22 protein-coding genes are annotated in these 21,027 nt (G+C 66.0%); 4 read left to right on the top strand and 18 right to left on the bottom strand.

The genetic code is table 11. The annotated features are described in order from the left end of the window. Positions 1 to 86: 86 nt before the first annotated feature. From FQK05_RS10130 to FQK05_RS10120, 3 genes are read right to left on the bottom strand one after another with little or no spacing between them, the layout of a single operon-like run. A complete protein-coding gene (locus tag FQK05_RS10130) occupies positions 87 to 2,633 on the bottom strand; it encodes a peptidoglycan -binding protein (protein ID WP_158966357.1) in 2,547 nt (848 codons plus the stop codon). A gap of 3 nt (positions 2,634 to 2,636) precedes the next feature. Continuing rightward, positions 2,637 to 3,824 (bottom strand): biopolymer transporter ExbB, encoded by a 1,188-nt coding sequence (locus FQK05_RS10125; protein ID WP_158966355.1) that lies wholly within the window; start codon positions 3,822 to 3,824, stop codon positions 2,637 to 2,639. Between the two features lie 24 nt (positions 3,825 to 3,848). Continuing rightward, positions 3,849 to 4,427: a gamma-glutamylcyclotransferase gene (locus FQK05_RS10120; protein ID WP_158966353.1), complete on the bottom strand. Its 579-nt coding sequence runs from the start codon at positions 4,425 to 4,427 to the stop codon at positions 3,849 to 3,851. A gap of 80 nt (positions 4,428 to 4,507) precedes the next feature. On the opposite strand from FQK05_RS10120, the gene FQK05_RS10115 reads away from it, so the two are divergent. Further along, on the top strand, positions 4,508 to 5,503 hold the full coding sequence (locus FQK05_RS10115; RefSeq protein ID WP_158966351.1) for a DUF2125 domain-containing protein: 996 nt from the start codon (positions 4,508 to 4,510) through the stop codon (positions 5,501 to 5,503). 4 nt (positions 5,504 to 5,507) lie between these two features. On the opposite strand, the gene FQK05_RS10110 is transcribed toward FQK05_RS10115, so the two are convergent. The 15 genes from FQK05_RS10110 to FQK05_RS10040 all read right to left on the bottom strand — a co-directional run bounded on the left by FQK05_RS10110 (position 5,508) and on the right by FQK05_RS10040 (position 19,573). Beyond that, the gene (locus FQK05_RS10110) at positions 5,508 to 6,356 is read right to left on the bottom strand and encodes an extensin-like domain-containing protein (protein WP_233270453.1); all 849 of its coding nucleotides are present in this window, start codon (positions 6,354 to 6,356) and stop codon (positions 5,508 to 5,510) included. Then, positions 6,353 to 7,294, bottom strand: coding sequence for a prephenate/arogenate dehydrogenase family protein (locus FQK05_RS10105; protein WP_158966349.1), 942 nt, complete (start codon positions 7,292 to 7,294; stop codon positions 6,353 to 6,355). Before FQK05_RS10105 ends, FQK05_RS10110 begins: the two co-directional genes overlap by 4 nt. After that, positions 7,291 to 8,376 (bottom strand): histidinol-phosphate transaminase, encoded by a 1,086-nt coding sequence (gene hisC / locus FQK05_RS10100; protein ID WP_158966347.1) that lies wholly within the window; start codon positions 8,374 to 8,376, stop codon positions 7,291 to 7,293. Before hisC ends, FQK05_RS10105 begins: the two co-directional genes overlap by 4 nt. A 149-nt stretch (positions 8,377 to 8,525) precedes the next feature. Next, complete coding sequence (rpsD, locus tag FQK05_RS10095) at positions 8,526 to 9,146, bottom strand: 30S ribosomal protein S4 (protein ID WP_158966345.1); 621 nt, start codon at positions 9,144 to 9,146, stop codon at positions 8,526 to 8,528. Positions 9,147 to 9,414: 268 nt separating this feature from the next. Beyond that, the gene (locus tag FQK05_RS10090; protein ID WP_325063865.1) at positions 9,415 to 10,458 is read right to left on the bottom strand and encodes a Hint domain-containing protein; all 1,044 of its coding nucleotides are present in this window, start codon (positions 10,456 to 10,458) and stop codon (positions 9,415 to 9,417) included. Between the two features lie 800 nt (positions 10,459 to 11,258). Continuing rightward, positions 11,259 to 11,696, bottom strand: a complete 438-nt coding sequence (locus tag FQK05_RS10085) for a DUF302 domain-containing protein (RefSeq protein WP_158966341.1) — start codon at positions 11,694 to 11,696, stop codon at positions 11,259 to 11,261. 60 nt (positions 11,697 to 11,756) lie between these two features. Beyond that, positions 11,757 to 12,821 carry a c-type cytochrome gene (locus FQK05_RS10080; protein ID WP_158966339.1) on the bottom strand — a complete coding sequence of 355 codons (1,065 nt, stop codon included), beginning with the start codon at positions 12,819 to 12,821 and terminating at the stop codon, positions 11,757 to 11,759. Next, complete coding sequence (soxC, locus tag FQK05_RS10075) at positions 12,805 to 14,070, bottom strand: sulfite dehydrogenase (RefSeq protein ID WP_158966337.1); 1,266 nt, start codon at positions 14,068 to 14,070, stop codon at positions 12,805 to 12,807. Before soxC ends, FQK05_RS10080 begins: the two co-directional genes overlap by 17 nt. A 29-nt stretch (positions 14,071 to 14,099) precedes the next feature. Next, positions 14,100 to 15,794 (bottom strand): thiosulfohydrolase SoxB, encoded by a 1,695-nt coding sequence (soxB, locus tag FQK05_RS10070; RefSeq protein WP_158966335.1) that lies wholly within the window; start codon positions 15,792 to 15,794, stop codon positions 14,100 to 14,102. An 88-nt stretch (positions 15,795 to 15,882) separates the two neighbouring features. Continuing rightward, positions 15,883 to 16,746: a sulfur oxidation c-type cytochrome SoxA gene (gene soxA, locus FQK05_RS10065; protein ID WP_158966333.1), complete on the bottom strand. Its 864-nt coding sequence runs from the start codon at positions 16,744 to 16,746 to the stop codon at positions 15,883 to 15,885. Between the two features lie 91 nt (positions 16,747 to 16,837). Next, complete coding sequence (soxZ, locus tag FQK05_RS10060; protein WP_158966331.1) at positions 16,838 to 17,167, bottom strand: thiosulfate oxidation carrier complex protein SoxZ; 330 nt, start codon at positions 17,165 to 17,167, stop codon at positions 16,838 to 16,840. A gap of 18 nt (positions 17,168 to 17,185) precedes the next feature. Further along, positions 17,186 to 17,608 carry a thiosulfate oxidation carrier protein SoxY gene (soxY, locus tag FQK05_RS10055; protein ID WP_158966329.1) on the bottom strand — a complete coding sequence of 141 codons (423 nt, stop codon included), beginning with the start codon at positions 17,606 to 17,608 and terminating at the stop codon, positions 17,186 to 17,188. A gap of 34 nt (positions 17,609 to 17,642) precedes the next feature. Continuing rightward, positions 17,643 to 18,119: a sulfur oxidation c-type cytochrome SoxX gene (gene soxX, locus FQK05_RS10050; RefSeq protein WP_158966327.1), complete on the bottom strand. Its 477-nt coding sequence runs from the start codon at positions 18,117 to 18,119 to the stop codon at positions 17,643 to 17,645. Positions 18,120 to 18,213: 94 nt separating this feature from the next. Beyond that, positions 18,214 to 18,813: a thioredoxin family protein gene (locus FQK05_RS10045; protein ID WP_407644500.1), complete on the bottom strand. Its 600-nt coding sequence runs from the start codon at positions 18,811 to 18,813 to the stop codon at positions 18,214 to 18,216. 19 nt (positions 18,814 to 18,832) lie between these two features. Continuing rightward, positions 18,833 to 19,573: a cytochrome c biogenesis CcdA family protein gene (locus FQK05_RS10040; RefSeq protein ID WP_158966325.1), complete on the bottom strand. Its 741-nt coding sequence runs from the start codon at positions 19,571 to 19,573 to the stop codon at positions 18,833 to 18,835. A 47-nt stretch (positions 19,574 to 19,620) separates the two neighbouring features. On the opposite strand from FQK05_RS10040, the gene FQK05_RS10035 reads away from it, so the two are divergent. The 3 genes from FQK05_RS10035 to FQK05_RS10025 are packed head-to-tail and all read left to right on the top strand — an operon-like array spanning position 19,621 to position 20,960. Further along, entirely contained in the window at positions 19,621 to 20,046 is a 426-nt protein-coding gene (locus FQK05_RS10035) for a thioredoxin domain-containing protein (RefSeq protein WP_233270452.1), read from the top strand. 29 nt (positions 20,047 to 20,075) lie between these two features. Then, positions 20,076 to 20,579, top strand: a complete 504-nt coding sequence (locus FQK05_RS10030; RefSeq protein WP_199252630.1) for a GlcG/HbpS family heme-binding protein — start codon at positions 20,076 to 20,078, stop codon at positions 20,577 to 20,579. Positions 20,580 to 20,609: 30 nt separating this feature from the next. Next, positions 20,610 to 20,960 (top strand): ArsR/SmtB family transcription factor, encoded by a 351-nt coding sequence (locus FQK05_RS10025; protein ID WP_158966321.1) that lies wholly within the window; start codon positions 20,610 to 20,612, stop codon positions 20,958 to 20,960. Positions 20,961 to 21,027 lie beyond the last annotated feature (67 nt).

Raw genomic sequence — 21,027 nt, 5'->3', positions numbered from 1 at the left:
GGGCAAGGCGTTTTCTGAAACGCCTTCCACAACGCGCGATGCGCCATGCCCAAGCCGCGGATCAGCGGCTTGGCGCCAGCAGCAGATCAGCGCTCGGTCAGCTTCAGCTCGATCCGCCGGTTCTGGGCATAGGCTTCCTGGGTCCGCGCGGGATTGATCGGCTGGAATTCCCCGAACCCGTTGGCGGCCAGCCGGTTCGGCGGAATGCCCAGGCTTTCCAGGTCACGCACCACCGACAGCGCCCGGGCCTGGCTCAGCTCCCAGTTATCGGCGAATTCGGAATTCGCGCCCAGCGGCGTGCTGTCGGTATGCCCGTCCACCCGGATCACCCAGTTGATCTCGGGCGGGATCTCGCGTGAAATCCGCCGCAGAAGATCCGCCACCTTCGCGACCTCGACCTTGCCTGCATCCGACAGTTCAGCCTGCCCCGGCGGGAAAAGCACCTCGGACGAGAAGACGAAACGGTCACCCACGATCCGCAGACCTTTCTCGTCGCCCAGAACGTCCCGCAGGCGGCCAAAGAAATCGGACCGGTATTTCTCCAGATCCTTGTTCTCGGCCTCCAGCCGTTCGCGCTCGGCCTCTTCCAGGGCCAGCTTCTCTTCCGCCAGCCGCTTGTTGCGCCGCTCCTCGGACGCCACCCGCGCCAGTGCCGCGTTCAGGTCGGTGCCAAGGTTCTGTACCTGCACCCGCTGTGCCGCGTCCCGTTCCTCGTAATCGTCCAGCAGCGACTGCAGATTGCCCAGTTGCGTGCGCAGCGCCGCGACCTGCTGGTTCAGCAGCGCGGTCTGCTTCTGCGCCTCGGCGGAAATCGCCTCCTGCGCGCTCAACCGTTCCCGGGCCTTGGCCAGCAGCACCGCCCGCTGTTCAGCCAGGCCCATCTGCTCGACCGAGCTTTTCTCTGCGGTTTCCTGTGCTGCCAGCGCCGCAATCAGCCGGGCGCGCAGCTCGTCCTGCTCGCTCGCCGCCGCCTGCACCTCTTCCAGACGGTCCAGCGCCTGCAGCAGCCGCGCCTCGACCGTGGCCCGGTCGCTGGCCGTAGAGTCCGCCGTGGCCTGCACTGCCTCAAGCGCCGCCCGGGTGCGGGACAGCTCCGCCTCCAGCAACGCCACGCGGGTCTGGGACTCTTGCCGTTCGGACGCCAGTTCGTCTTCCAGCGCGGTCCGGGCGGTGCGCGCCTGGCGCTCCACCTCGCCAATCCGCGCCTCCAGCGACGCCTTCTGCTCGGCAGCCGCCGTTCGGGCTGCGGCCAAATCTTCCCGCAGGGCGCCCTGTGCCGCCTCGGCCTCGGCCTGCACCCGCACCAGGTCGGATTGCAGGCGACTCATCTCCTCGGCATGTTCGGTGCCCATCCGCGCCATCTCGGCCTCGTAATCCGAACGCACCGTGATCGACTGCCCCCGAACACGCGCCAGCGCCGCTTCCAGCGCGGCCCGCGTATCCGAAGCCCCGGCTTCGGCGGCCGTCAGACGCGCGGTCAGGGCCGATACGCGCTCTTCCGCATCCGACCGGGCGCGGGCCAGTTCGGCCGACAGCGCGGCCACCCGGGCTTCGCCATCCTGACGGGCCTGCACCAGTTCGTCTTCCAGCGCGGCGCGGGTCTGCCCCGCCTGCCCCCGCACGCGGTTCAGCTCTGCCTCCAGCGCACTGACCCGGCTGTCCGCGTCGGATTTGACGACGTCCATCCGCGCCAGGATCCGGGTCAGCCGTTCGGCCAGTTCATCCCGGTCCTGCGCGGCCGCCTGTGCCGTTTCGATCCGTTCCAGCGCCTGAAGCAGTTGCGCGTTCAGGTCGTCCTTCGTCGCCTCGGCCGCAGCCAGCAGCGTCAGGGTTTCTTCCGCCTTGCGGCGCTGTTCTTCCAGCGCCAGCGTCATCGCCGTCAGCTCGGCATCGGAATTCTTCAGCCGGTCGCGCAGGGCTTCCGCCGCCGCCGCCTCTGCCAGGCGGGCCTTTTCCTCTTCGCTCAGCTGGTTTTCCAGATCCGCGACCTGCGATTGCAGTTGCTGCGCCGCGGCGGCCTTTTCGGCATCGCGGGCGCGCAGGTCATCGACCAGCGCCATCAGCGCATCGCGGCGGGCAGCGGCCAGGCGGGCGACCTCGGCCGTTTCGTCGATTTCGGTCCGGGCCTGCGCCAGCGCCAGGTTCAGCGCCTCCTGCTCCGACAGAAGGCGGGTGCGGGTGTCTTCAAGATCGGCGATCTGGGCGCGGTCGTCGCGCTGGCTGGCCAAAAGACCCGCGACCTGTTCCTCGAAACTGGCGATACGGGTCCGTGCGGCCGACAGCGCCTGCGCCTGGCGGTCGCGTTCCGCGGTCAGCGTCGCCACCAGCCCCTGCGCCGTCGACAGGTCGGCCTGGGTGTCGGCCAGTGTCGCGTCCAGTTCGCCCACCCGGGTTGTCAGATCGGCGTTCTTGCGTTCCGACAGGCCCAGGGCCTGTGCCAGGGCCTGCATCTCGACCGAAAGTTCGTCCAACCTGCTGGCCTGCCCGGAAATCGTTTCCCGCAGCACGAACTGCACCACCATGAAGATGGTCAGGACGAACATCAGGACCAGCAGCAGCCCGGTCATCGCATCCACGAAACCGGGCCAGATCGACGCCTGGAACCGGTTGCCGGACCGTCGCGACAGCCCCATGGCTTACACCGACCCCGGCGAGTCGCTGCCGGGCCCGCGGGTGGCGCGGCCCTTGGACAGGGCGCGCGCCAGCATGTCCATCTCGCGCCGGAATTCGGCCATGCTTTCCTGCCGGCCCGCCGACAGTTCCTCCAGCACGCGCAGCATCTGCACGTCGATCGACCTGAGCCGCATCCGGCTTTCGGCATCGATCCCTTCGCCCGGTCCGAATTCCCGGATCAGTGCGACCAGTTCGGCCTGCCCCTCCGCCACCCGGTCGAGGGCGGCAACCAGCGGTTCGGTCTTGGCCTGACGGTCGTTCATCTGCGCGATGGTGGACACAAGGTCCTGCAGTCCGGCATCGACCCGCGCCCGGCTGGCATCGTTTTCGGCAAAGACTTCCCGCAGGCCTTCCATCTGGTCGGCCATGTGTTCGATCAGGCCGGTCACCAGATCGGCGCTGGCCCCGCCCTCTTCGCCGGAGGCAAAGCCCAGCCGCGTGATCGAAGTCAGCCAGTCTTCCAGTTCGCGGTAGAACCGGTTCTGGCCGTGGCCTGCAAAGAGTTCGAGCAGCCCCACGACCAGCGAACCGGCCAGGCCCAGAAGCGAGGATCCGAAAGCCACACCCATGCCGCCCAGCTGCGATTCCAGCCCGGTCATCAGGCGGTTGAAGACGTCGATGCCGCCATCGCCTTCCTGCGGCGCCAGGCTGCGGATCGTGTCGACAACCGCGGGCACCGTGGTGGCAAGGCCGAAGAACGTGCCCAGAAGTCCCAGGAAGATCAACAGGTTCACAATATAGCGCGTGATGTCGCGCTGTTCCTCGATCCGGGTCGCGACCGAATCCAGGATCGACTGCGTCGAGGTCGAGGTCAGCTGCATCCGCGTGCCGCGCGAACGCAGAAGCGACGCGAGCGAGGCCAGAAGCTGCGGCGGCTTGTTTTCGACGCTGATCTCGCCATTGGCAAAGCGTTCGATCCAGCGGACGGACCCGAACAGCTGGAACACCTGCCAGAAGGTGGCCAGCACGCCCACGATGAAGACGGTCGCGATGATGCCGTTCAGGATCGGGCTTGCCTCAAAAATCGGCAGGACCTTGGGCAGGGCCAGAAACCCGCCGAAGCCCGACAGGCCCAGCACGATCAGCATCGTCACGATCTGACGCACCGGCTGCGAGAACTGCGGGGTCGGCTCCCGATCTGATTGCGCCATAAGTTTTGCTTTCAGGGACTTGGTTTATACGTCCTTGACCCTATCGTCCCCCGGCAGGTCCGCCAAGGGCTGCGGTTGCAACGCGGCAACACGGTCCGCCAGCCATTGCAGATCTGCATCTGCCAGACCGATTTCCTCCAGGTGGCGGGCGGTATTGAACAGATATTCGGCGTTGGGGCCCATGCCGCCAATGGCGCGGGCGATGATGTCCGCCTGCTCCTCCAGCGGCAGGCCGCCGCAATACTGGACGTGATCCGCATCGATGACATAGGCCACGGCCTCGATCTCTGCGCCGGTGGCGTCGACCCGCAGGCGCACGATCCGTTCCAGATAGGCCGAGGAAATCAGTTCGCGTTCGCGCAGATAGGCCAGCGTCCGATCCTCGTGCCCCGGTTCGACCCGCAGGGCCAGGCCGGTGCAGGCGGAATCGGCCGCCGCGTCCAGCGCCAGGACCAGGCCCGGTTCTTCCGGCGTACCGCGATGGTGGATCGAGCGCATGCAGAACGACCGGTGATAGCCGTCCAGCGTCGCCACGGCCCTTTCGGCCACAGGGAACCCGGGGTTCCACAGAAGCGATCCATAGCCGAAGACCCACATCGTCATGGTGCTGTTCCCTTTGCGCCCTACGTTGTTAAATCCGGGTTGTTAAATACCTATTCAAGCTTGGGGAAAAGGGGCGGTTCATGCGGCGTCTGGTCGGCTTTCTGGTGGTTTTGGCTTTGCTGTGGACAGGGCTGTGGTTCGCGCTGTCCTGGGGCATCCGGACGGGCGTCACCGCCTGGGCCGAAGGCATGGTGCGCAACGGCGCCCAGGTCCAGACCGGGGGCATGTCCACATCGGGCTTCCCCTTCCGTCACCGCACCCTGGTCACGACCCCCGTCATCGCGGGGCCACAGGGCGGCTGGGCATCGGATTGGGTGGAACTGGACAGCCCCGCCTGGTGGCCCGGCGACCAGACCCTGCGCTTTGCCCCCGAACAGGCGATCCTGTCGAACGGCCAGCGGATCCACCTGGCTGCCGACGCGCCCGAGGCCGCGCTGCGCCTGTCGCCGTCCCCGTCCCTTGCGCTGGACCGTCTGGGCGTGACGACCGGTCCCTGGTCCATCGGCCCGCTGGAGGAGGAAGATCCCGCGCTGTCCGGCGTGGCCATCGCCCTGTCGGTCGCCGCGACCGGCGCGGACGGGACCTACGACGTCTCGCTGGACCTGCCGCGCCTGGCGCCGGGGCCGCGGATCCGCGCGATGGTGCAGGCCGATGACAGCCTTCCGGACACATTGAGCGCCGCTGACGCCGAAGGCACGCTGCACTTCGACCGGCCCTTCGACCGTCATGCCCTGGGCGCGAACCGGCCTCAACCCACCCGGATCGAGATCCGCTCCGCCAAACTGGCCTGGGGCGACCTGAGCCTGGGCGCGTCGGGGACGCTGGACATCGACGACGCCGGCATCCCCGAGGGGGTTCTGGAAATCGAGGTCACGAACTGGCGCCGGTTGCTGGCCATGGCGCAGGTCGGCCAGGCCCTGCCGCCGCAGCTTGTCACCGCGATCGAGCGGGCGATCGGCGTCCTGGCCATGCTGGGCGGCAACACCGGAACGCTGACGCTTCAGCTGAACTTCCGCAGCGGGATCGTGGCGCTGGGTCCCCTGCCCCTTGGACCGGCCCCTGTCATCCGGCTGTAACGGCTCAGCGGCAGTAGGCGCCCGAGCGATACCGGGCCGTATCCATGTGGAAATGGTCCTTGTGAAAGCGGTCGGCCCGCGGGCCCAGCACGGTCCCGAAGGGACCGCATGCCGCCTGCCACGCCGAAAGCAACTTCCGGCCGGACCGGCCTCGGCCCCAGTCCTTCAGCACCGAAACGGACGATCCATCGGCAAAGTTGAAGGCCGAGATATCGATGGCATTGCCCTTGGAATGTTCCGACAGTTTTGCGCCACGCTGGTTGTTCCGCGTGCGGCAGCTGTAATGCGCGGCCACCGTCAGCGAGGTCAGCTGCGGCCGCGCGCCGAAGGCGGGTTTCACCCCGGCCTCGACCCAGTTGCGCAGCGACTGGGCGGTCCCGCAGTTCACCAGGGCGGCGGGCGACAGGGTCACGCCGGCCACGGATTCGACCAGAACCGCCTCGGCAATGCCGCAGCCGCGCTGCTTTCCAGGGACCCGGCCGACCACCTTGCCGCGCACGTCCGGGATGCCGCAGATCATGTTGCCCGGCAATTGCCGCTGCTTCGGACGGAAGATCCTGGACAGGAACCCGCCGCCGCCCTTGGCGCCTTCGGTCGTGTCCTCGGGGCCGTCGGGTTCGATGGCCGCACCCGTGGCGGCCGCCGAAGGCCCGACCGGGTTTGTCGGGTTGGTCACCCGCGTCTGCGGCCGGACCAGCGTGCCAGACGGCGCCGCGTGGACCTCGGTGTCGGAGGAGGAGCCGGCCCGCGCCTGCGGCCGCAGCGACGATGTCGGCGCCTCGGCCGCGACGGGTACGGCACAGGCCACCGCCAGCACGGCGCACAGCGCCCATCTGGCGGCCCCGACCGTCAAGACCGGGAACCTCCGCGACCGAAGTCGGGGGCAGAAGTGTCCTGACCCGCGTCGATGATCCCCCGCCGGATGGCGCGGGTGCGGGTGAAATAGTCGAACAGATGCTGCCCGTCGCCGGTGCGGATCGCGCGCTGCAGGGCGAAAAGCTCCTCGGTGAAGCGGCCCAGGATTTCCAGCGTCGCATCCTTGTTGGTCAGGAACACGTCGCGCCACATCGTGGGGTCGGATGCGGCGATCCGGGTGAAATCGCGGAAGCCCGCGGCCGAGTACTTTACCACTTCGCTGTCCGTCACACGCCTTAGGTCATCGGCCACGCCGACCATCGTATAGGCGATAAGGTGCGGCGTATGGCTGGTGACCGCAAGCACAAGATCGTGGTGGTCGGCGGTCATCACGTCGACATTGGCCCCCAGCGCCTCCCAGAAGGTGCGCAACCTGGCCGAGGCCGGGGTGTCGACAACCTCGTCCCCGTCGGGCACGATCAGCAGGCACCAGCGGTTGTCGAAAAGCGTGGCAAAGCCGCTTTCCGGCCCGGAGTGTTCCGTCCCCGCCAACGGGTGGCCGGGCACGAAATCGACGCCTTCGGGCAGGTGCGGCGCCACCGCATCGATGACCGCGCGCTTGACGGACCCCACATCGGTCAGGGTTGCACCAGGCTTCAGATGCGGCCCGATCTCTTCCATGACCGATCCCATGGCCCCGACCGGCACGCAGAGCACCACAAGGTCCGCGTCCTGCACCGCCTCGACCGCGCTGTCGCAGACGCGGTCGCACAGGCCGATCCGGCGGGCGGTTTCGCGGGTGGCTTCGGTCCGGGCAAAGCCCGTGACTTCGCCCACCAGCGGGTCCTTCGCATTGGCGCGCTTGATCGCCCAGAACATCGACGATGCGATCAGGCCTAGGCCGATCAGCGCGACACGGTTGTAGACGACGCTCATGCGCCCTGCGCCTTGAAGGTCGCGACGGTTTCGGCGACGCGGATGCAGGCATCCTCGGTCCCGATGGTGATCCGCAGCGTGTGGTTCAGATTGTAGCTGCCCATCGGCCGCACGATCAGCCCGTGCTGACGCAGGAAGGCGTCGCAGGCCGCCGCCTCTGCCGCATCCTTGAACCGGGCCAGGATGAAATTGGCGTGGCTGGGATCCGACGGCACGCCGACCTTGTCCAGCGCGTCGGCCAGCCAGGTCCGCAGGCGCACGTTTTCAGCCAGCGTTTCGGCCACCCATTCGGTGTCCCCCAGCGCCGCCTCGGCGGCAGCCAGGGCCGGCGCCGACAGGTTGAAGGGCTGACGGATCCGGTTCAGCACGCCGATGATATCGGCCGAGCCATAGCCCCAGCCGACCCGCAAGCCGCCCAGCCCGTACAGCTTGGAAAAGGTGCGCGTCATGACGACATTGGCGTGCTTTTCCACGAAGGACGCACCGCCGTCGAACCCGTCGACGAATTCGGCATAGGCGCCGTCCAGCACGATCAGCACGTCTTCGGGCAGGCCCGCGATCAGCCTGGCGATGGCCTCGTCCCCGATCATGGTGCCGGTCGGGTTGTTCGGGTTCGCCACGAAGACGATCTTCGTGCGCGACGTGACCTTGGACAGGATCTGGTCCACGTCCACCGTTCGCTCCGTCTCCTTCGCGGCGACGGGCACGGCACCGACCGACAGCGCGCAGATCGGGTAAAGCGAAAAGCCGTATTCGGAATAGATGACCTCGTCCCCCGGACCGGCATAGGCCTGGCACAGCAGCATCAGCACCTCGTCCGACCCCACGCCGCAGAAGATGCGCGCCGGGTCCAGCCCGTGATGCGCGCCCAGGGCCTGCCGCAGACTGGCATGATCGGTCGACGGGTAACGATGCAGCTCGGCGGCGGACGCCTTCAGCGCCTCGACGGCACGGGGGCTGGGGCCCGACGGGTTCTCGTTCGACGACAGCTTGATCACGTTTTCTACGCCGGCGACCTTCGAGGCCCCGCCGACATAGGGCGTGATCTCCAGAATGCCGGGCTGCGGACGCGGTGCGGACATGGGTGACGTCCCTTTTCTGAGTGGCGCCTTTCCTTAACCTTCCGTCCGGATGGTGGAAAGGGCGGGGATCAAACGAAAAAGGGCCAGGCGAATGCCCGGCCCCCAATGGTCCTGTGCCTTGTGCCGCCCGGTGGGGCGGTCCCGGGCGATCAGTTCTTGGCGTAGAATTCGACGACCAGATGCGGTTCCATCATGACGGCATAGGGGACATCGCCCAGGGCCGGCGTGCGGACGAAGGTCGCGGTCAGCTTGGAATGGTCGACGTCCATGTAATCGGGCACGTCACGTTCGGCCAGCTGGGTGGCTTCCAGGATGGCGGCCATCTGCTTGGACCGGTCGCGGACCTCGATCACGTCGCCTTCCTTGACACGGTAGGACGGGATGTTGACGCGCTTGCCATTCACGGTCACGTGGCCGTGGTTCACGAACTGACGGGCGGCGAACATGGTCGGCACGAACTTGGCGCGATAGACGACGGCGTCCAGACGGCGTTCCAGCAGGCCGATCAGGTTTTCACCGGTATCGCCATGGACACGTTCTGCATCGGCATAGATGCGGCGGAACTGCTTTTCGGTCAGGTCGCCGTAATAGCCCTTCAGCTTCTGCTTGGCGCGCAGCTGCAGACCGAAATCGGACAGCTTGCCCTTGCGCCGCTGACCGTGCTGGCCGGGGCCGTATTCACGCTTGTTGACCGGGGATTTCGCACGACCCCAGATGTTTTCGCCCATCCGGCGGTCGAGTTTGTACTTGGCAGACGTGCGTTTGGTCACGGCTGATCTCCTTCAAAATGGCCGGGCCCCGCGGGACCCTATGAAGGGCGTTGTCCTTTCCCGGCCTTCGCGACCCGGGGCGACAGGCATCCCCTTGCGGGGGCCACCAACACCAATGAAGCGGCGCTTATAGAGGGCGCCGGGGCAGAGTCAAGCGGGGAAAACCGGCCTGACGCAGATGGCAGGAAGGGTTCATACCTTTTCCTGTCTCCCCAGACAGACTCCGGCACGGGGCCCCGCCCCGGGGGCCTCCACGACGGGGCGGCGGTCAGGCGGCTTCGGTCCGCAGGATCGCCGCTTCGGTCCGGGACAGCATGCGGCGCGCCGGCGCGCCGTACTGGTGCGGATCGCTCTTGATTTCGGGGCAGAGCTCGAACAGGCGCTCACGGTCCTGCGCCCCCAGCGAGCCAAAGGCGGCATGCGCGGGATGGAAGCTTTCCGTCTCGACCCCGTTGGCCCACAGGATCTGGTGGTTTGCCAGAAGAAGGTGGACATAGGTCACTTCGCGCATCTTCGGTTCGACCATGACAGAGTTGCCGTCGACCAGGCTGGCCGCCTGGACCAGCACCTCGTCGGTGCCGAACAGGCGCCGGGCCGCAAAGCCGCGTACCAGCATACGGTGGTCGGGCGAAACCAGAAGGCCGCTGTGCGGGCGTTCGATGCCAAGCGCGCCGGGCCGGATCAGGACCGGACGCAGATGCGGCAGCGCGTGCAGGCGTGCGCCCGTCATCCGACAGCTGCCGGACCACAGGATGTCCTGATCGCCGTTGTCGCGCGTGCGGACCCGGTCGCCAGGCTGCAGATCCTCCACCGCCCGGGGGCCGTGCGGCGTGTCGATCAGCGTGCCCGAGGCAAAGCAGATGACACCGGATCCTTCGTTCACCCCTTCCGCCGGGGCGGCCAGCGCCGTGCTGACGACCCACAGGTCGCTGTCGGCGGGCGGCACGGTGCCGTGGAACATCAGCAGCGGGGGCGAACCGCCGCCCACCGGGATCACGGTGATGGTGAAGATCTGGGCCCCGTTCGAGACGACGAAGGAACTGTCGACCAGGACCGGCGCAAAGGTGGCCATGGACGGGTTGTCCTTGGCCGGGCCTGTCGCTGCACCGCCCACCAGGCGATAGACGACGTCGGCTGCGGCCCGGCGCGAGGCCTCGGCCTCTGCCCCGCCGCGCATCAGTTCCTGAGTGGACATGTCGGCCGGTACGGCGATGGGTATGGCGCGACCACGCCACGACCATGCAGCACCCGCGCGCAGAGCTTCAAGCGGTTCGTCCGGCAAGCCGTCGAGTTCCGTTTGAGCCCAGCTCACGACAAATGTGCAAGTGGAGCCCGCTATCATCCGTCTGTCCGTTTCTACCCACCAAATACAATTGTTCCGTTATCAAACTGTCGCTAATTTTCACAGAGCTTCGTTTCGGAATTCCGGCCGTTTTTTTCCGAAGTGACGTCAAGGCAACCTAAATATTTCGCACATTCACGCTGACGCTCATTGCATGTGCAGCCTCTTTGACCGCCGAAAACCTCAACAAACAACCATAAGGTGAGGAAATTGAATATAAGTTCACCCGAAAGTTTCCGTTCCTACCCTGATCCCTCTTTCGGCGGCGACCGATTCCAAACTCTGAAATGTCACCCGGGTTACCGTTCGCTGTATTCCCGTGTTCTGTGGCCTTGAAAGCTAGCAACGCGAGGCGATGACCCCCGATCAACGCTATGGTTGAACTCTGTTGGCCGCAAACGATAGGATCTCTTTTTTCGGCCCTAGTGCAGCCGAAGCACGAACCGTCCGCGATCGTACAAACCCGCTCTCGGGCCGCTTTTGTACGATCACGGACCAAGTCTGCTGCCGGGGTGGACGGGAATATGGGGCCCTGCAACGGGCCGCAACCGGGTGCTGAACCCTGACTGTCGGGCGCAAGTCCGCCCCGACGAAGCGCTGCAGACACAGGTCCGGCGGTCGACACGACCGGGAACCCGCGGCAGCGCCGGGAAGACGTCCAGCCCACAGCTGCGCGCCGATGGTCCACCCCGCGTTCGGTGTTAGCGCCGCGATCAGGATCCGGCGTGAAGTTTGCGATACCCTAGGTGGCCACCCCGCGCGGCGGCAGGTCAGTCCAGCCCGGCCGCTTCGCGGACGATGCTGTCCAGCAGGGCCTGAACCTCCTGCATCGGACCTTCCGGCATGTTGCGATAGCCAACGGTCACGCCGCCCTCGCGTTCGAAGACGAAGACGGAATAGGGGCAGTACGCGATGTTCATCGGATCCACTTCCAGCATCTTGCGCGACAGGCTGGCCGAACAGAACAGGAAGATGTCTGCATTATCATATAGTACGACATCGGACCCCACATCGGCGCCGGTCCGTGCCAGCATCTCGCCCGTGTGGCTGACATAGTCGATGACCAGCCCCCGGTCGATGATCGCGCTTTCGACGCCGAAGGTGGCATCGTCGAAAGCACCGTCGAAGCTGTAGGTGGTGGCATCCGCCGCCAGCGCGGGCGCGGCCGCAAGGGCCAGCGCCGCGCTTAATCCGGCCAGTCGTCGCATCGGGATCCTCCTCCCCCTGTGGGCAGGCGGGCGGCAGCGCCAGGGCGCCGCCCGCCCCTGTCAGTTTGCCGGGATGGATTGCAGATAGGCAATCACGGCCGCGGTATCGCGTTCAGATTTCAGGCCCGGAAAGCTCATCTTCGTGCCCTTCATGTACTTTTTCGGGTTGGCCAGGAAGGACGCCAGTTCGCCGTCGGTCCAGACCAGCCCGCCATCGGCCGCGGCCTGCATGGGTTTGGAGTACTTGTAGCCGTCGACATGCCCCGCCGGGGCACCCACGATCCCGTTCAGGACCGGGCCGGTGCGGTTCTTGGCATCGTCGCCGACCTGGTGGCAGGCCTTGCACTTCTTGAACACGTTCTCGCCCTTGGCGACCAGTTCGGCATCCAGTTCCTGCACCTCGGCCACGACGGCCGGTTCCTCGGGCGCCTTGACCTCGACGGCCGCCACAGCCTCGCCCGCAGGCGTGTCGTTCTGCGTGTCCGATGCCTCTTCCGCCGCGTCCTCGGGCGTCACGTCCAGGACGGCGGCGCGCATGGTGATTTCGACCTCCGGCTTGCAGTCGGTCATGCAGGGTTCATAGGTGAACATCGGCACTTCCATCGCGTCCCGGTCGTCGACGATGAAGCCGCCGGCATTCGGCATCTCGACCGACAGGAAGTCGTCGCGCGTCAGCACGAAATCGTCGTCCACCAGATCGTTCGAATAAAGGATGTAGGCAACGATGGCATAGACCTCGTCCGGCGTCAGCGTCTGGGCGGCACCGAAAGGCATGGACCGGTGGACATAGTCCCATGTGGTCGACAGGTACGGCCAGTAGCTGCCCACCGTCTTCACCGGGTCCTTGTCCGCCAGCGTCCCGTCGCCCCCGGCCAGCTTGGGCCAGTTGCCGACGCCTTCGGCGAATTCCCCGTGGCAGACGGCGCAGCGTTCCGAGAAGACTTCCTCCCCCGTCATCACATCGCCCGATCCTTCGGGCAGACCCGATCCGTCGGGGTGGACAGACACGTCCCAGGCCTCGATCTCGGCTTCCGTCGCCGGGCGGCCCAGACCGAAGGGCCCGGCCAGGGCCGAGGTTCCGGCCAGCATCAGGGCAATCGCGGCGAGGTTACGATATTTCGACATTCTCGGCCTCTCCGTTGGGCTTGATCCACCAGGTCTGGATGCAGTTGTTGTGATAGACCGAGTTTTCGCCCCGGACCGCGCGCAGCTGCGCCTTGGTCGGCTGGACGTAACCCGTCTCGTCCATCGCGCGGGATTGCAGCAGCATCTCCTGCCCGTCCCAGTCGGTGTCCAGGTAGAAGCGTGTCAGCGCCTTGGATGCACCGGGCGCCGCAAGTCGCGCGGCCTGCCAGGTCTTGCCGCCATCGGTGGTCACGTCGACCCGGGTGATCGCTCCCCTGCCCGACCAGGCCAGACCGGTGATGACCAAGGGTCCCGGTCCATGGGCGATGGGCGATTGCGGGCTGGGGCTGGTCACGACCGATTTCGCGTCCATGACCCAGGTCCATTTCCGGCTGGTCCCGTCCGCCAGCGTGTCGGTGTATTTCGACGTCTCCTCGCGGCTTTCCATGGGCGCGTCCGTCACCTCGATCCGGCGCAGCCACTTGACCCACATGTTGCCTTCCCAGCCCGGCACGACCAGCCGCACGGGATAGCCATGCTCCATCCTCAGCGCCTCGCCATTGGCCTTGAAGGCGACCAGCACGTCGTCCAGCGCCTTGTCCATCGGGATCGACCGGCCGTTCGAGGACGCATCCGCGCCTTCGACATAGACCCACTTGGCATTCGTGTCGTAGCCCGCTTCCTCCAGCAGGGTGCGCAGGGGGACGCCGACATATTCCATGTTGTGGATCATGCCATGGGTGAACTGCGCGCCGTTCAGCTGGGCGCCTGCCCATTCCATCCCCGTATTCGCCGCGCATTCGCAGAAATAGACGTGGCTTTCCCGCGGGAACCGTTCCAGATCGGCATAGGTGAAGACCAGCGGCGTGCCGACCATGCCGTTGACCATCAGGCGATAGTCTTCCTTGCGCAGTTCGATCGCGCCGGAATGGTGCCGTTCGAAGGCAGCCCCCTGTGGCGTGATCGTGCCGTCCAGCGCGTGGATCGGCGTGAAGTTGATCGAACTGATCGGATCCGCCGTCAGCCACGGCACGTTCCGCCGCACCACGTCGCTTTCGAACTGGATCGGCAGCCCATAGGGGGTGGCGTCCACCCCCGCCCCCAGGCCGGACGCCCAGGGCTGGACTTCGGTAATCAGCGGATCGCCCTCGCCCGCAGCCAGCACCGGACCGCCGAATGCGGCGCCGGTGCCAGCCACGGCCGCGCCCTTCAGGAAGGCGCGGCGGGAGGGTTTGTCTGTCTCTGACATGTTCTTTTCCTCCTTCGTCACAGCACCAGTCACAGGCCGGTGACCGTGACGCTTTCGTTTGGTGTGACCGTGACGGTGCCGGCCCGGCGGACATGTTCCTCGACCACGTCCCAGATCGGCGGACCCTCGGTCCCTTCGTTCACGCTGGCCCAGCCCGAGATGACATAGCTTTTCGCCGGGTCGATCTTTTCGCCCGTCTTCAGAAGCGTCATGTCGGTGATCCGGCTGCCCTGCGGCTTCGAGATGTCGATGCGGTAGCCCATGCCGCCCACGCGCACCATGTCGCCCCCCTGCTGGTAATAGGGGTCGGGGTTGAACAGGTTGTCGGCCACGTCCTCCAGCACGATGTGCAGCATCTCGCCCGTCATCTCGGACCGGTAGGCCTGCGGATAGCTCATCGCCGTCGCGTTGAAGATGTCCTCGCGCCGGATGTCTGCCCCCGGCACCAGCGAGGCGCCCCAGCGGAACCCGGGCGACAGGGCGATATCCGCCTCGCGCACCTCCAGCAGGGCGTCGCAGATCAGGTCGTCCCAGGTGCCGTTGAAATTGCCCCGGCGATACAGAAGGCTGTCTGTCTTGCCGATCACCTCGGACAGCTCCGCGTCGTAGGGCGCGCGTTCGGCATCGATCATGGCGGTGATATGCGGATCGGGCGCGATCACGTCGGAAAAGATCGGGATCAGCTTGTGCTTCAGGCCCTTCATCTCTCCGTCCCGGACGTCCACGTCGATCCGCGACAGGAACTTGCCGTGGGATCCCGAGGCGATCAGGTGCGTCTTGCCCACCAGCACGGGTTCGGGCAGCGCGTCATGGGTATGGCCGGTCAGGATGATGTCGATGCCGGGCACATCCGCGGCCAGCTTCTTGTCCACGTCGAAGCCGTTATGGGACAGCAGTACGACCAGTTCAGCACCGTCTGCCCGGACCTCTTCCACCACCTCGGCCATGCGGTCCTGGCGGACGCCGAAGGACAGGCCCGGGAACATCCAGCCCGGGTTGGCTATGGGCATGTAGGGGAAGGCCTGCCCGATGACCGCGACCTGCACGCCGCCGCGTTCGAACATCTCGTAGGCGGGATAGGCCGGTTCGTCCCATTCCTTGTCGAAGATGTTGGCCCCCAGGAAGGGGAAGTTCAGGGCGTTCTCGACGATATCGGTCACCCGGTCGATGCCCAGGGTGAATTCCCAGTGGCTGGTCATCGCGTCGACGCCCAGGGCGTTCATGACATTGACCATGTCCTGCCCTTCGGTGCGCAGGGCGGTCAGCGACCCCTGCCATGTGTCGCCGCCATCCAGCAGCAGCGCATCGGGCCGTTCGGCGCGGATCGCCTTGATCACCGTCGCGGCCCGGTCCAGGCCGCCCATCTTCCCGTATTCCTGCGCCAGCGCCACGAAATCCAGGTAGGTCAGCGCGTATTGCTGCGGGCTGCCGGCGGTCAGGCCGAAATGCTTCATGAAGGCCTCGCCCGTCAGGTGGGGCGGCTGGCCAGCATTTGCACCGACGCCGATGTTGATCTGCGGTTCGCGGAACCAGACCGGTTTCAGCTGCGCATGGACGTCCGTGATGTGGACCAACGAGACGTTGCCGAAGGTGTCGAACTCCAGCAGGTCATCCTGGCTCAGGCGCTGCTGTGCCGCCAGTCGGGACCATTGTCCGAAACTGCCGGTCCCGTAGAGCGCCGACGCCGCCATCGCGGCCTGAAGGAAATCGCGGCGGGAGATCATGCCGAAGTCCTTACATACACGCATTCACATCTGTGAATGCAATTAAGTCGAAAAACCCGCGCCGGGGGAGAGACGGCGCGGGTCAGGGTCAGTTGCGGACAGACGGTCCTTCAACCGACAGGCCGTTGCCGCGGCTGGCAACGTAAAGTTCCAGCGCCACGAAGTCCGGCGAACCCGGGGCGAAGGTTTCCGCCCGCGTGTCGCGGATGCAGCCCTTGAAACGGTCCTGCACGCTGTTCAGCTTGGCGTTCTTCAGCCGGTAGGCGGGAAAGCCGTTGGTCTGGCCCTGGCTCAGGTGGTCGGCCCGGATCATGTCGCCGTAATGGTCTTCGTGGCAGTTGGCGCAGGCCAGTTCCAGCTGGCCATAGCGGGTATAGTACATCTCCTTCCCCTTTTCCCACATGTCGTGGGCGGGGCCGTCGATGGCCACGTCGACCGGCAGACCGCGCGACACGGCGGCCAGAAGCGCCGTCATGTCGACCATGTCGCCGCCGGTATACTTCCAGGGCTCGGCGCCCATCCGGTTTTCGCGGCAGTCGTTGATCGCCATTTCCAGCGTCTGCACCTCGCCCGCGGCTTCCACGTATTTCGGGAAGACCGCGCGCACGCCGCGCATCTCCTCGGGCGCGCCGTGGCAGTCCGCGCAGGACTTGCCCTCGGCCCCGTCGGGCGTGTTCCAGTCGTCGATCGCCTTGTCGACGAAGATCATGCCCGGATTGTCGAAATCGTCCATCTGCAACGCCTGCGTCTCGTCCGAGCGGAAGCGCCAGCCTGAATAGATTTCGTCGAAGGCTTCCACGTGGTCGGGCGCGGCGGTCTTGGTGACCATCTCGATATCGCCGTTGACCACCAGTTCCGCCTCTTCGTCGGCAGCCGCCTGGCTGGCCGCCAGAACCAGACCCGAGACGGCGAAGGCCGCCGCGATCCGGGCAAGTGCGGTAGTCGCGTTCATGTTGTCCTCCCTCGGCCCGTTGGGCCACCCTTTGGCATCGGCCCGCCGGGCCGCCCATTGGCCTTGGCCCGCTGGGCCGCCCTTTGGCTCCTCAGCCCGCCTTGACCGCCTTGTCGATCGTGTAGACGTCACCGTCGTCATCGTACCAGGTGAAGGTGAAGGTGCCGGCGCCCGGAACCTTCGCGTCGAACTCGAAATAGGGGTTGGTCGAGATCGCCGGCTCCATCGTCACGTCGATGACGTTCTCGCCTTCGAAATCGCAGGTGAAGCGGTTGATGATCGAGCGCGGGATCAGGTTGCCGTCCTTGTCCTTGCGCTGCCCGCTTTCCATGTCGTGGCTGATCAGCGTCTTAAGGGTGATCACTTCGCCCGGCGTGACGCTGCCGGGAACCTTGACGCGGGGTTTGACACCGGATGCCATGTCGTCCTCTCCTCTCGCTCAGCCGCCGCAGCCGCCGATGGTAACCTTCACGGTCGAACTGGCCTGCGCAAAGCTGCCGTCTGCCATCTTGGCGATGGCGACCACATCCTGCGTGCCTGCCAGCCGGATCCGCGTCGAGGCCACCTGCGAACCGGCCAGCGGCCCGAACTTGAAGGTGGCGACGTCGGGGCTGGGGTTGCCCATGGCCAGGACCAGGATTTCCGTGGCGCCGGGGGCATCGACGCTGATCGGCACCGTGTTGCCGTTCTCGGCGATCTCGGGCGCGGTCAGCGTGACGCCGGCCGAACCGATCGCGGCGCCGCCGGTGAAGGCGGCGATCCGGTCCGCGGACGTGGCCGCGAAGGCGCGATAGGGCAGAAAGACCGCCGCCGCACCGGCCGCAAGGCCAAGCCCAAGTGTTTCGCGTCGTGTGAAGTTCATCGACCTCTCCTCTCTCGGCGCGGCGCCTGGGCCGTCAGCCATCCTTCAGGGTCATCAGGTAGGCTACCACGTCCTCGACCTGCTGTGCGGTCAGAAGGGGCGTGATGTCCGCATCCGCGATGCCCTTGCCCGTGTATTCCAGCCCCGGCCGGATATAGCCCGTCACCCGGTAGAACGAGGGCATCATCGAGTCGGGGAACATTTCCTTGGCATTGGCCACGATCCCCCGCAGCTCGCCCTCGGTCCAGCGGTCGGCAGCGCCGTCCAGCATCGGGCCGATCTCGCCTTGGAACGGCAGGTTCGACAGGGCCGTCACCGAATGACAGGCGATGCAGTTGCCGGCCCCCTTGTTCATCAGTTCCGCGCCATTGGCCGGATCTCCCGGCACGCCGGTCAGCGAAACCTCGACCGCACCGTCCACGAAAACCACGTCGCCGGGTGCCGTCTCTCCCGCGGCAAGCGGCGTCGAGGCCACGGCAAACGCCACGGCCATCGCTGCAGAAAGTCTCATGGTTCCTCCCTTTCGACTCTCCCTCTTTGGGATACGGTAGTGCACAAACGCGACGTCACGCAACATCAAATTCGTGTATATGAATTTTATTAATTCAATCCGATCCGGTCCCCGCCGCGCGCGCATTGTGCTTGCGGGCATGGTACTTCTGGAACGGCTCCTCGCCGTCATAGCCGTCCTCCAGCACCCAGTTCAGCAGGTCATAGGTCGTGGACTTGCCGAAGGCCCCGGGCATCTGGACGACAGCCAGACGGTTGCCGGGTTCCGACCCGTCCGAGGTTTCCGGGAAGAAGACCATCATCGGCGTGAAGAGCGCACCCCAGCGGCGGACCAGTTCCTTTTCGGTCATGACCTCGCCGTCGAAATCGGTCACTTCGACATCGCCGAACATGTTCAGCTGCACGACGAAGTAGTCGTCGGTCAGCATCGCCTCGATCTCCGGGTCCGGGAACACGTCGGTGTGCATCTTCTCGCAGTAGATGCAGCCGCGTTGTTCGATCAACACCATGAACCGCTTGCCGTTCGCCGTGGCTTCGGCCAGGTCCTCGCCCAGGTCGCGGAACGTGTCGTGCATCCAGGCGGTCTTGTGCAGCCCGTCGTCGCCCATCTCGGCCGCCCACAGGGGCAGCGCGATCAGCGCCGCGGCCACACCCGAAGCCAGACTGGTGGCCATTCCTCCCAGCAGTGTACGCATGATCTCCTCCCAAACATGCCTATTTCAGGGTGCCGAGGTCCGGCGCCACGGCCAGCATCCATTCGGCGATATAGTTCACGGTGCCGGTCCCGATCAGCAGCCCGAAGACGATCAGCAGGACGCCCATTGCCTTTTCGACCTTGGGCAGGTGCCGGCGGAATTTCTGGGCCCAGCGTAGGAACGGCCCGACAAAGACCGATGCCGCGATGAAGGGCAGCGTCATCCCCAGCCCATAGGCCAGCAGAAGCATCGCCCCCCGGCCCGCCTCCTCTGCCCCGGCAGCGGTGAACAGGATCGCCGCCAGAACCGGACCGACGCAGGGCGTCCAGCCAAAGGCGAAAGCCAGACCCAGGATAAAGGCGCCGGCCACGCCGGGGTCCTTCGTCTGGCCCGCATCGGTGCGAAATTCACGGTACAGGATCCCGATCCGGAATACCCCCAGGAAATGGAGGCCCATGACAATGATGACGACGGCCGCCACCCAGCGCAGCACGTCGAACCATTCCCGCACGAACTGTCCCGCAAGGCTGGCCGATGCGCCCAGCGCCACGAAGACCGCGATGATTCCGGCCGCGAACGCGACGGACGACAGGACAGCACGCCCGCGCACCCCCGCCGGCAATGTACCGTCAGCGGTGATCTGGCTCATCCCGACGCCGGCCATGTAGCTGAGATAGAAGGGAACAATCGGCAGGATGCAGGGCGACAGGAACGACAGCAGTCCGGCAAGTGCCGCGCCCAGCAGGGAAACGTCGAACATCGGCTCGCTCCTTGATCCATCAACACATTCGTATTAGATTATGCGTCATGAGAACGTCAATCGCCTCTTTCGTGCGCAGTTGCGGAATCGCTCTCGCACTGGTCGTCCCTGCCTTCGCCCCCGCGCAGGCGGCGGAACTGGTCATGGTCGAGACCCAGGGCTGCAGCTGGTGTGCCCGCTGGACCGAGGAGATCGGTCCGATCTTTCCCAAGACCGAAGAAAGCCGCCGCGCGCCCCTGCGCCGGGTCGATATCGCGTCGCTGCCCGGCGGCGACATCGCGCTGACGCGGCGGGTGGTCTACACGCCCACCTTCCTGCTGGTCGAGGACGGTCGCGAACTGGGCCGGATCGAAGGCTACCCGGGCGAGGATTTCTTCTGGGGCTTCCTGGACCGGCTGCTGGATGACCACGACATCGCCGCGCCCGGAGGCGCGCAAGCTGTCGGCGTGCCCGCAGGCACGCCCAACGGATGACCGCAGGATCCTTGAGGGAGGACATGTCCATGCACCGCTTCACACCCATCATCCTGGCGACCGCTCTGGCCGCCGCCACACCGGCCCTGGCCGGCGAGGACGACGCCTTTGTCGAATTCAAGGTCCTGAAGCCCGAGGTGGCGCTTCAGGCAGCCCAGGCCGCGATGGAGGCCTGTCGCGCCGGCGGCTATCAGGTCGGCGTCACCGTGGTCGACCGTTTCGGCGGGCCCCAGGTCTTCGTCCGCGACCGCTATGCCGGGCTTCATGTCTACGAAACCTCGCGCCGGAAGGCGTGGACGGCGGTCAGTTTTCGGTCAAGCACATCCGAATTGCACGAAGCGACGGCACCGGGCACGATTTCGCAAGGGATAAGGCAACTTTCCGAGGCGCTTCCGCTGGGCGGCGGACTTGTCATCGAAGGCGCGGGAACGATATTGGGTGGGATCGGCGTTTCCGGCGCGCCCTCCCCCGAACTGGACGATGAATGCGCCGCTGCCGGGATCGCCGCCGTCGAGGACCAGATCGCGTTCTGAAGTGACGGCACGGATTGGGAACAGGACGACATGACCGCTCTACCGGTACTGAACGAAGACATCACGGACGAGGAAATGGACCGCATGGTGGCGAACGCCAAGTCGGCCTCGGAATTCCTGAAGGCGATCAGTCATGAAAGCCGGTTGATGATCCTGTGCCACCTGGTGTCTGGCGAAAAGTCAGTGACCGAACTGGAACAGCTGCTGTCCGCCCGCCAGGCGGCGGTGTCGCAGCAGCTGTCGCGCCTGCGTCTGGAAGGTCTGGTCACGCCCCGCCGCGACGGCAAGACGATCTACTACAGCTTGACGGATGACCGGCCGAAGCAGATCCTGCAGGTTGTCTACGATCTGTTCTGCAAGACGGACGACGACAAGGCCTGAGTCCGGGCCCGATACCGGGCCTGACGGCAAAACCTGCAGGCGGGACCGGCCCAAGAACAACCGCCGG

Source organism: Chachezhania sediminis (assembly GCF_009765275.1).
Lineage (GTDB): Bacteria > Pseudomonadota > Alphaproteobacteria > Rhodobacterales > Rhodobacteraceae > Chachezhania > Chachezhania sediminis.
Note: the sequence above shows the minus strand (reverse complement) of the source record. Positions and strands in the feature narration are given on the sequence as shown.

Excerpts from the sequence above, each read along its gene's own strand:
- FQK05_RS10085 (WP_158966341.1), bottom strand. The coding sequence starts at position 11,696 with ATGCGACGACTGGCCGGATTAAGCGCGGCGCTGGCCCTTGCGGCCGCG.
- soxZ (WP_158966331.1), bottom strand. The coding sequence starts at position 17,167 with ATGGCATCCGGTGTCAAACCCCGCGTCAAGGTTCCCGGCAGCGTCACG.
- hisC (WP_158966347.1), bottom strand. The coding sequence starts at position 8,376 with ATGTCCGCACCGCGTCCGCAGCCCGGCATTCTGGAGATCACGCCCTAT.
- soxC (WP_158966337.1), bottom strand. The coding sequence starts at position 14,070 with ATGTCAGAGACAGACAAACCCTCCCGCCGCGCCTTCCTGAAGGGCGCG.
- FQK05_RS10105 (WP_158966349.1), bottom strand. The coding sequence starts at position 7,294 with ATGAGCGTCGTCTACAACCGTGTCGCGCTGATCGGCCTAGGCCTGATC.
- soxY (WP_158966329.1), bottom strand. The coding sequence starts at position 17,608 with ATGAACTTCACACGACGCGAAACACTTGGGCTTGGCCTTGCGGCCGGT.
- FQK05_RS10080 (WP_158966339.1), bottom strand. The coding sequence starts at position 12,821 with ATGTCGAAATATCGTAACCTCGCCGCGATTGCCCTGATGCTGGCCGGA.
- soxA (WP_158966333.1), bottom strand. The coding sequence starts at position 16,746 with ATGAACGCGACTACCGCACTTGCCCGGATCGCGGCGGCCTTCGCCGTC.
- FQK05_RS10045 (WP_407644500.1), bottom strand. The coding sequence starts at position 18,813 with ATGCGTACACTGCTGGGAGGAATGGCCACCAGTCTGGCTTCGGGTGTG.
- FQK05_RS10025 (WP_158966321.1), top strand. The coding sequence starts at position 20,610 with ATGACCGCTCTACCGGTACTGAACGAAGACATCACGGACGAGGAAATG.
- FQK05_RS10125 (WP_158966355.1), bottom strand. The coding sequence starts at position 3,824 with ATGGCGCAATCAGATCGGGAGCCGACCCCGCAGTTCTCGCAGCCGGTG.
- FQK05_RS10035 (WP_233270452.1), top strand. The coding sequence starts at position 19,621 with ATGAGAACGTCAATCGCCTCTTTCGTGCGCAGTTGCGGAATCGCTCTC.
- soxB (WP_158966335.1), bottom strand. The coding sequence starts at position 15,794 with ATGATCTCCCGCCGCGATTTCCTTCAGGCCGCGATGGCGGCGTCGGCG.
- FQK05_RS10130 (WP_158966357.1), bottom strand. The coding sequence starts at position 2,633 with ATGGGGCTGTCGCGACGGTCCGGCAACCGGTTCCAGGCGTCGATCTGG.
- FQK05_RS10115 (WP_158966351.1), top strand. The coding sequence starts at position 4,508 with ATGCGGCGTCTGGTCGGCTTTCTGGTGGTTTTGGCTTTGCTGTGGACA.
- FQK05_RS10030 (WP_199252630.1), top strand. The coding sequence starts at position 20,076 with ATGCACCGCTTCACACCCATCATCCTGGCGACCGCTCTGGCCGCCGCC.
- FQK05_RS10040 (WP_158966325.1), bottom strand. The coding sequence starts at position 19,573 with ATGTTCGACGTTTCCCTGCTGGGCGCGGCACTTGCCGGACTGCTGTCG.
- FQK05_RS10120 (WP_158966353.1), bottom strand. The coding sequence starts at position 4,427 with ATGACGATGTGGGTCTTCGGCTATGGATCGCTTCTGTGGAACCCCGGG.
- soxX (WP_158966327.1), bottom strand. The coding sequence starts at position 18,119 with ATGAGACTTTCTGCAGCGATGGCCGTGGCGTTTGCCGTGGCCTCGACG.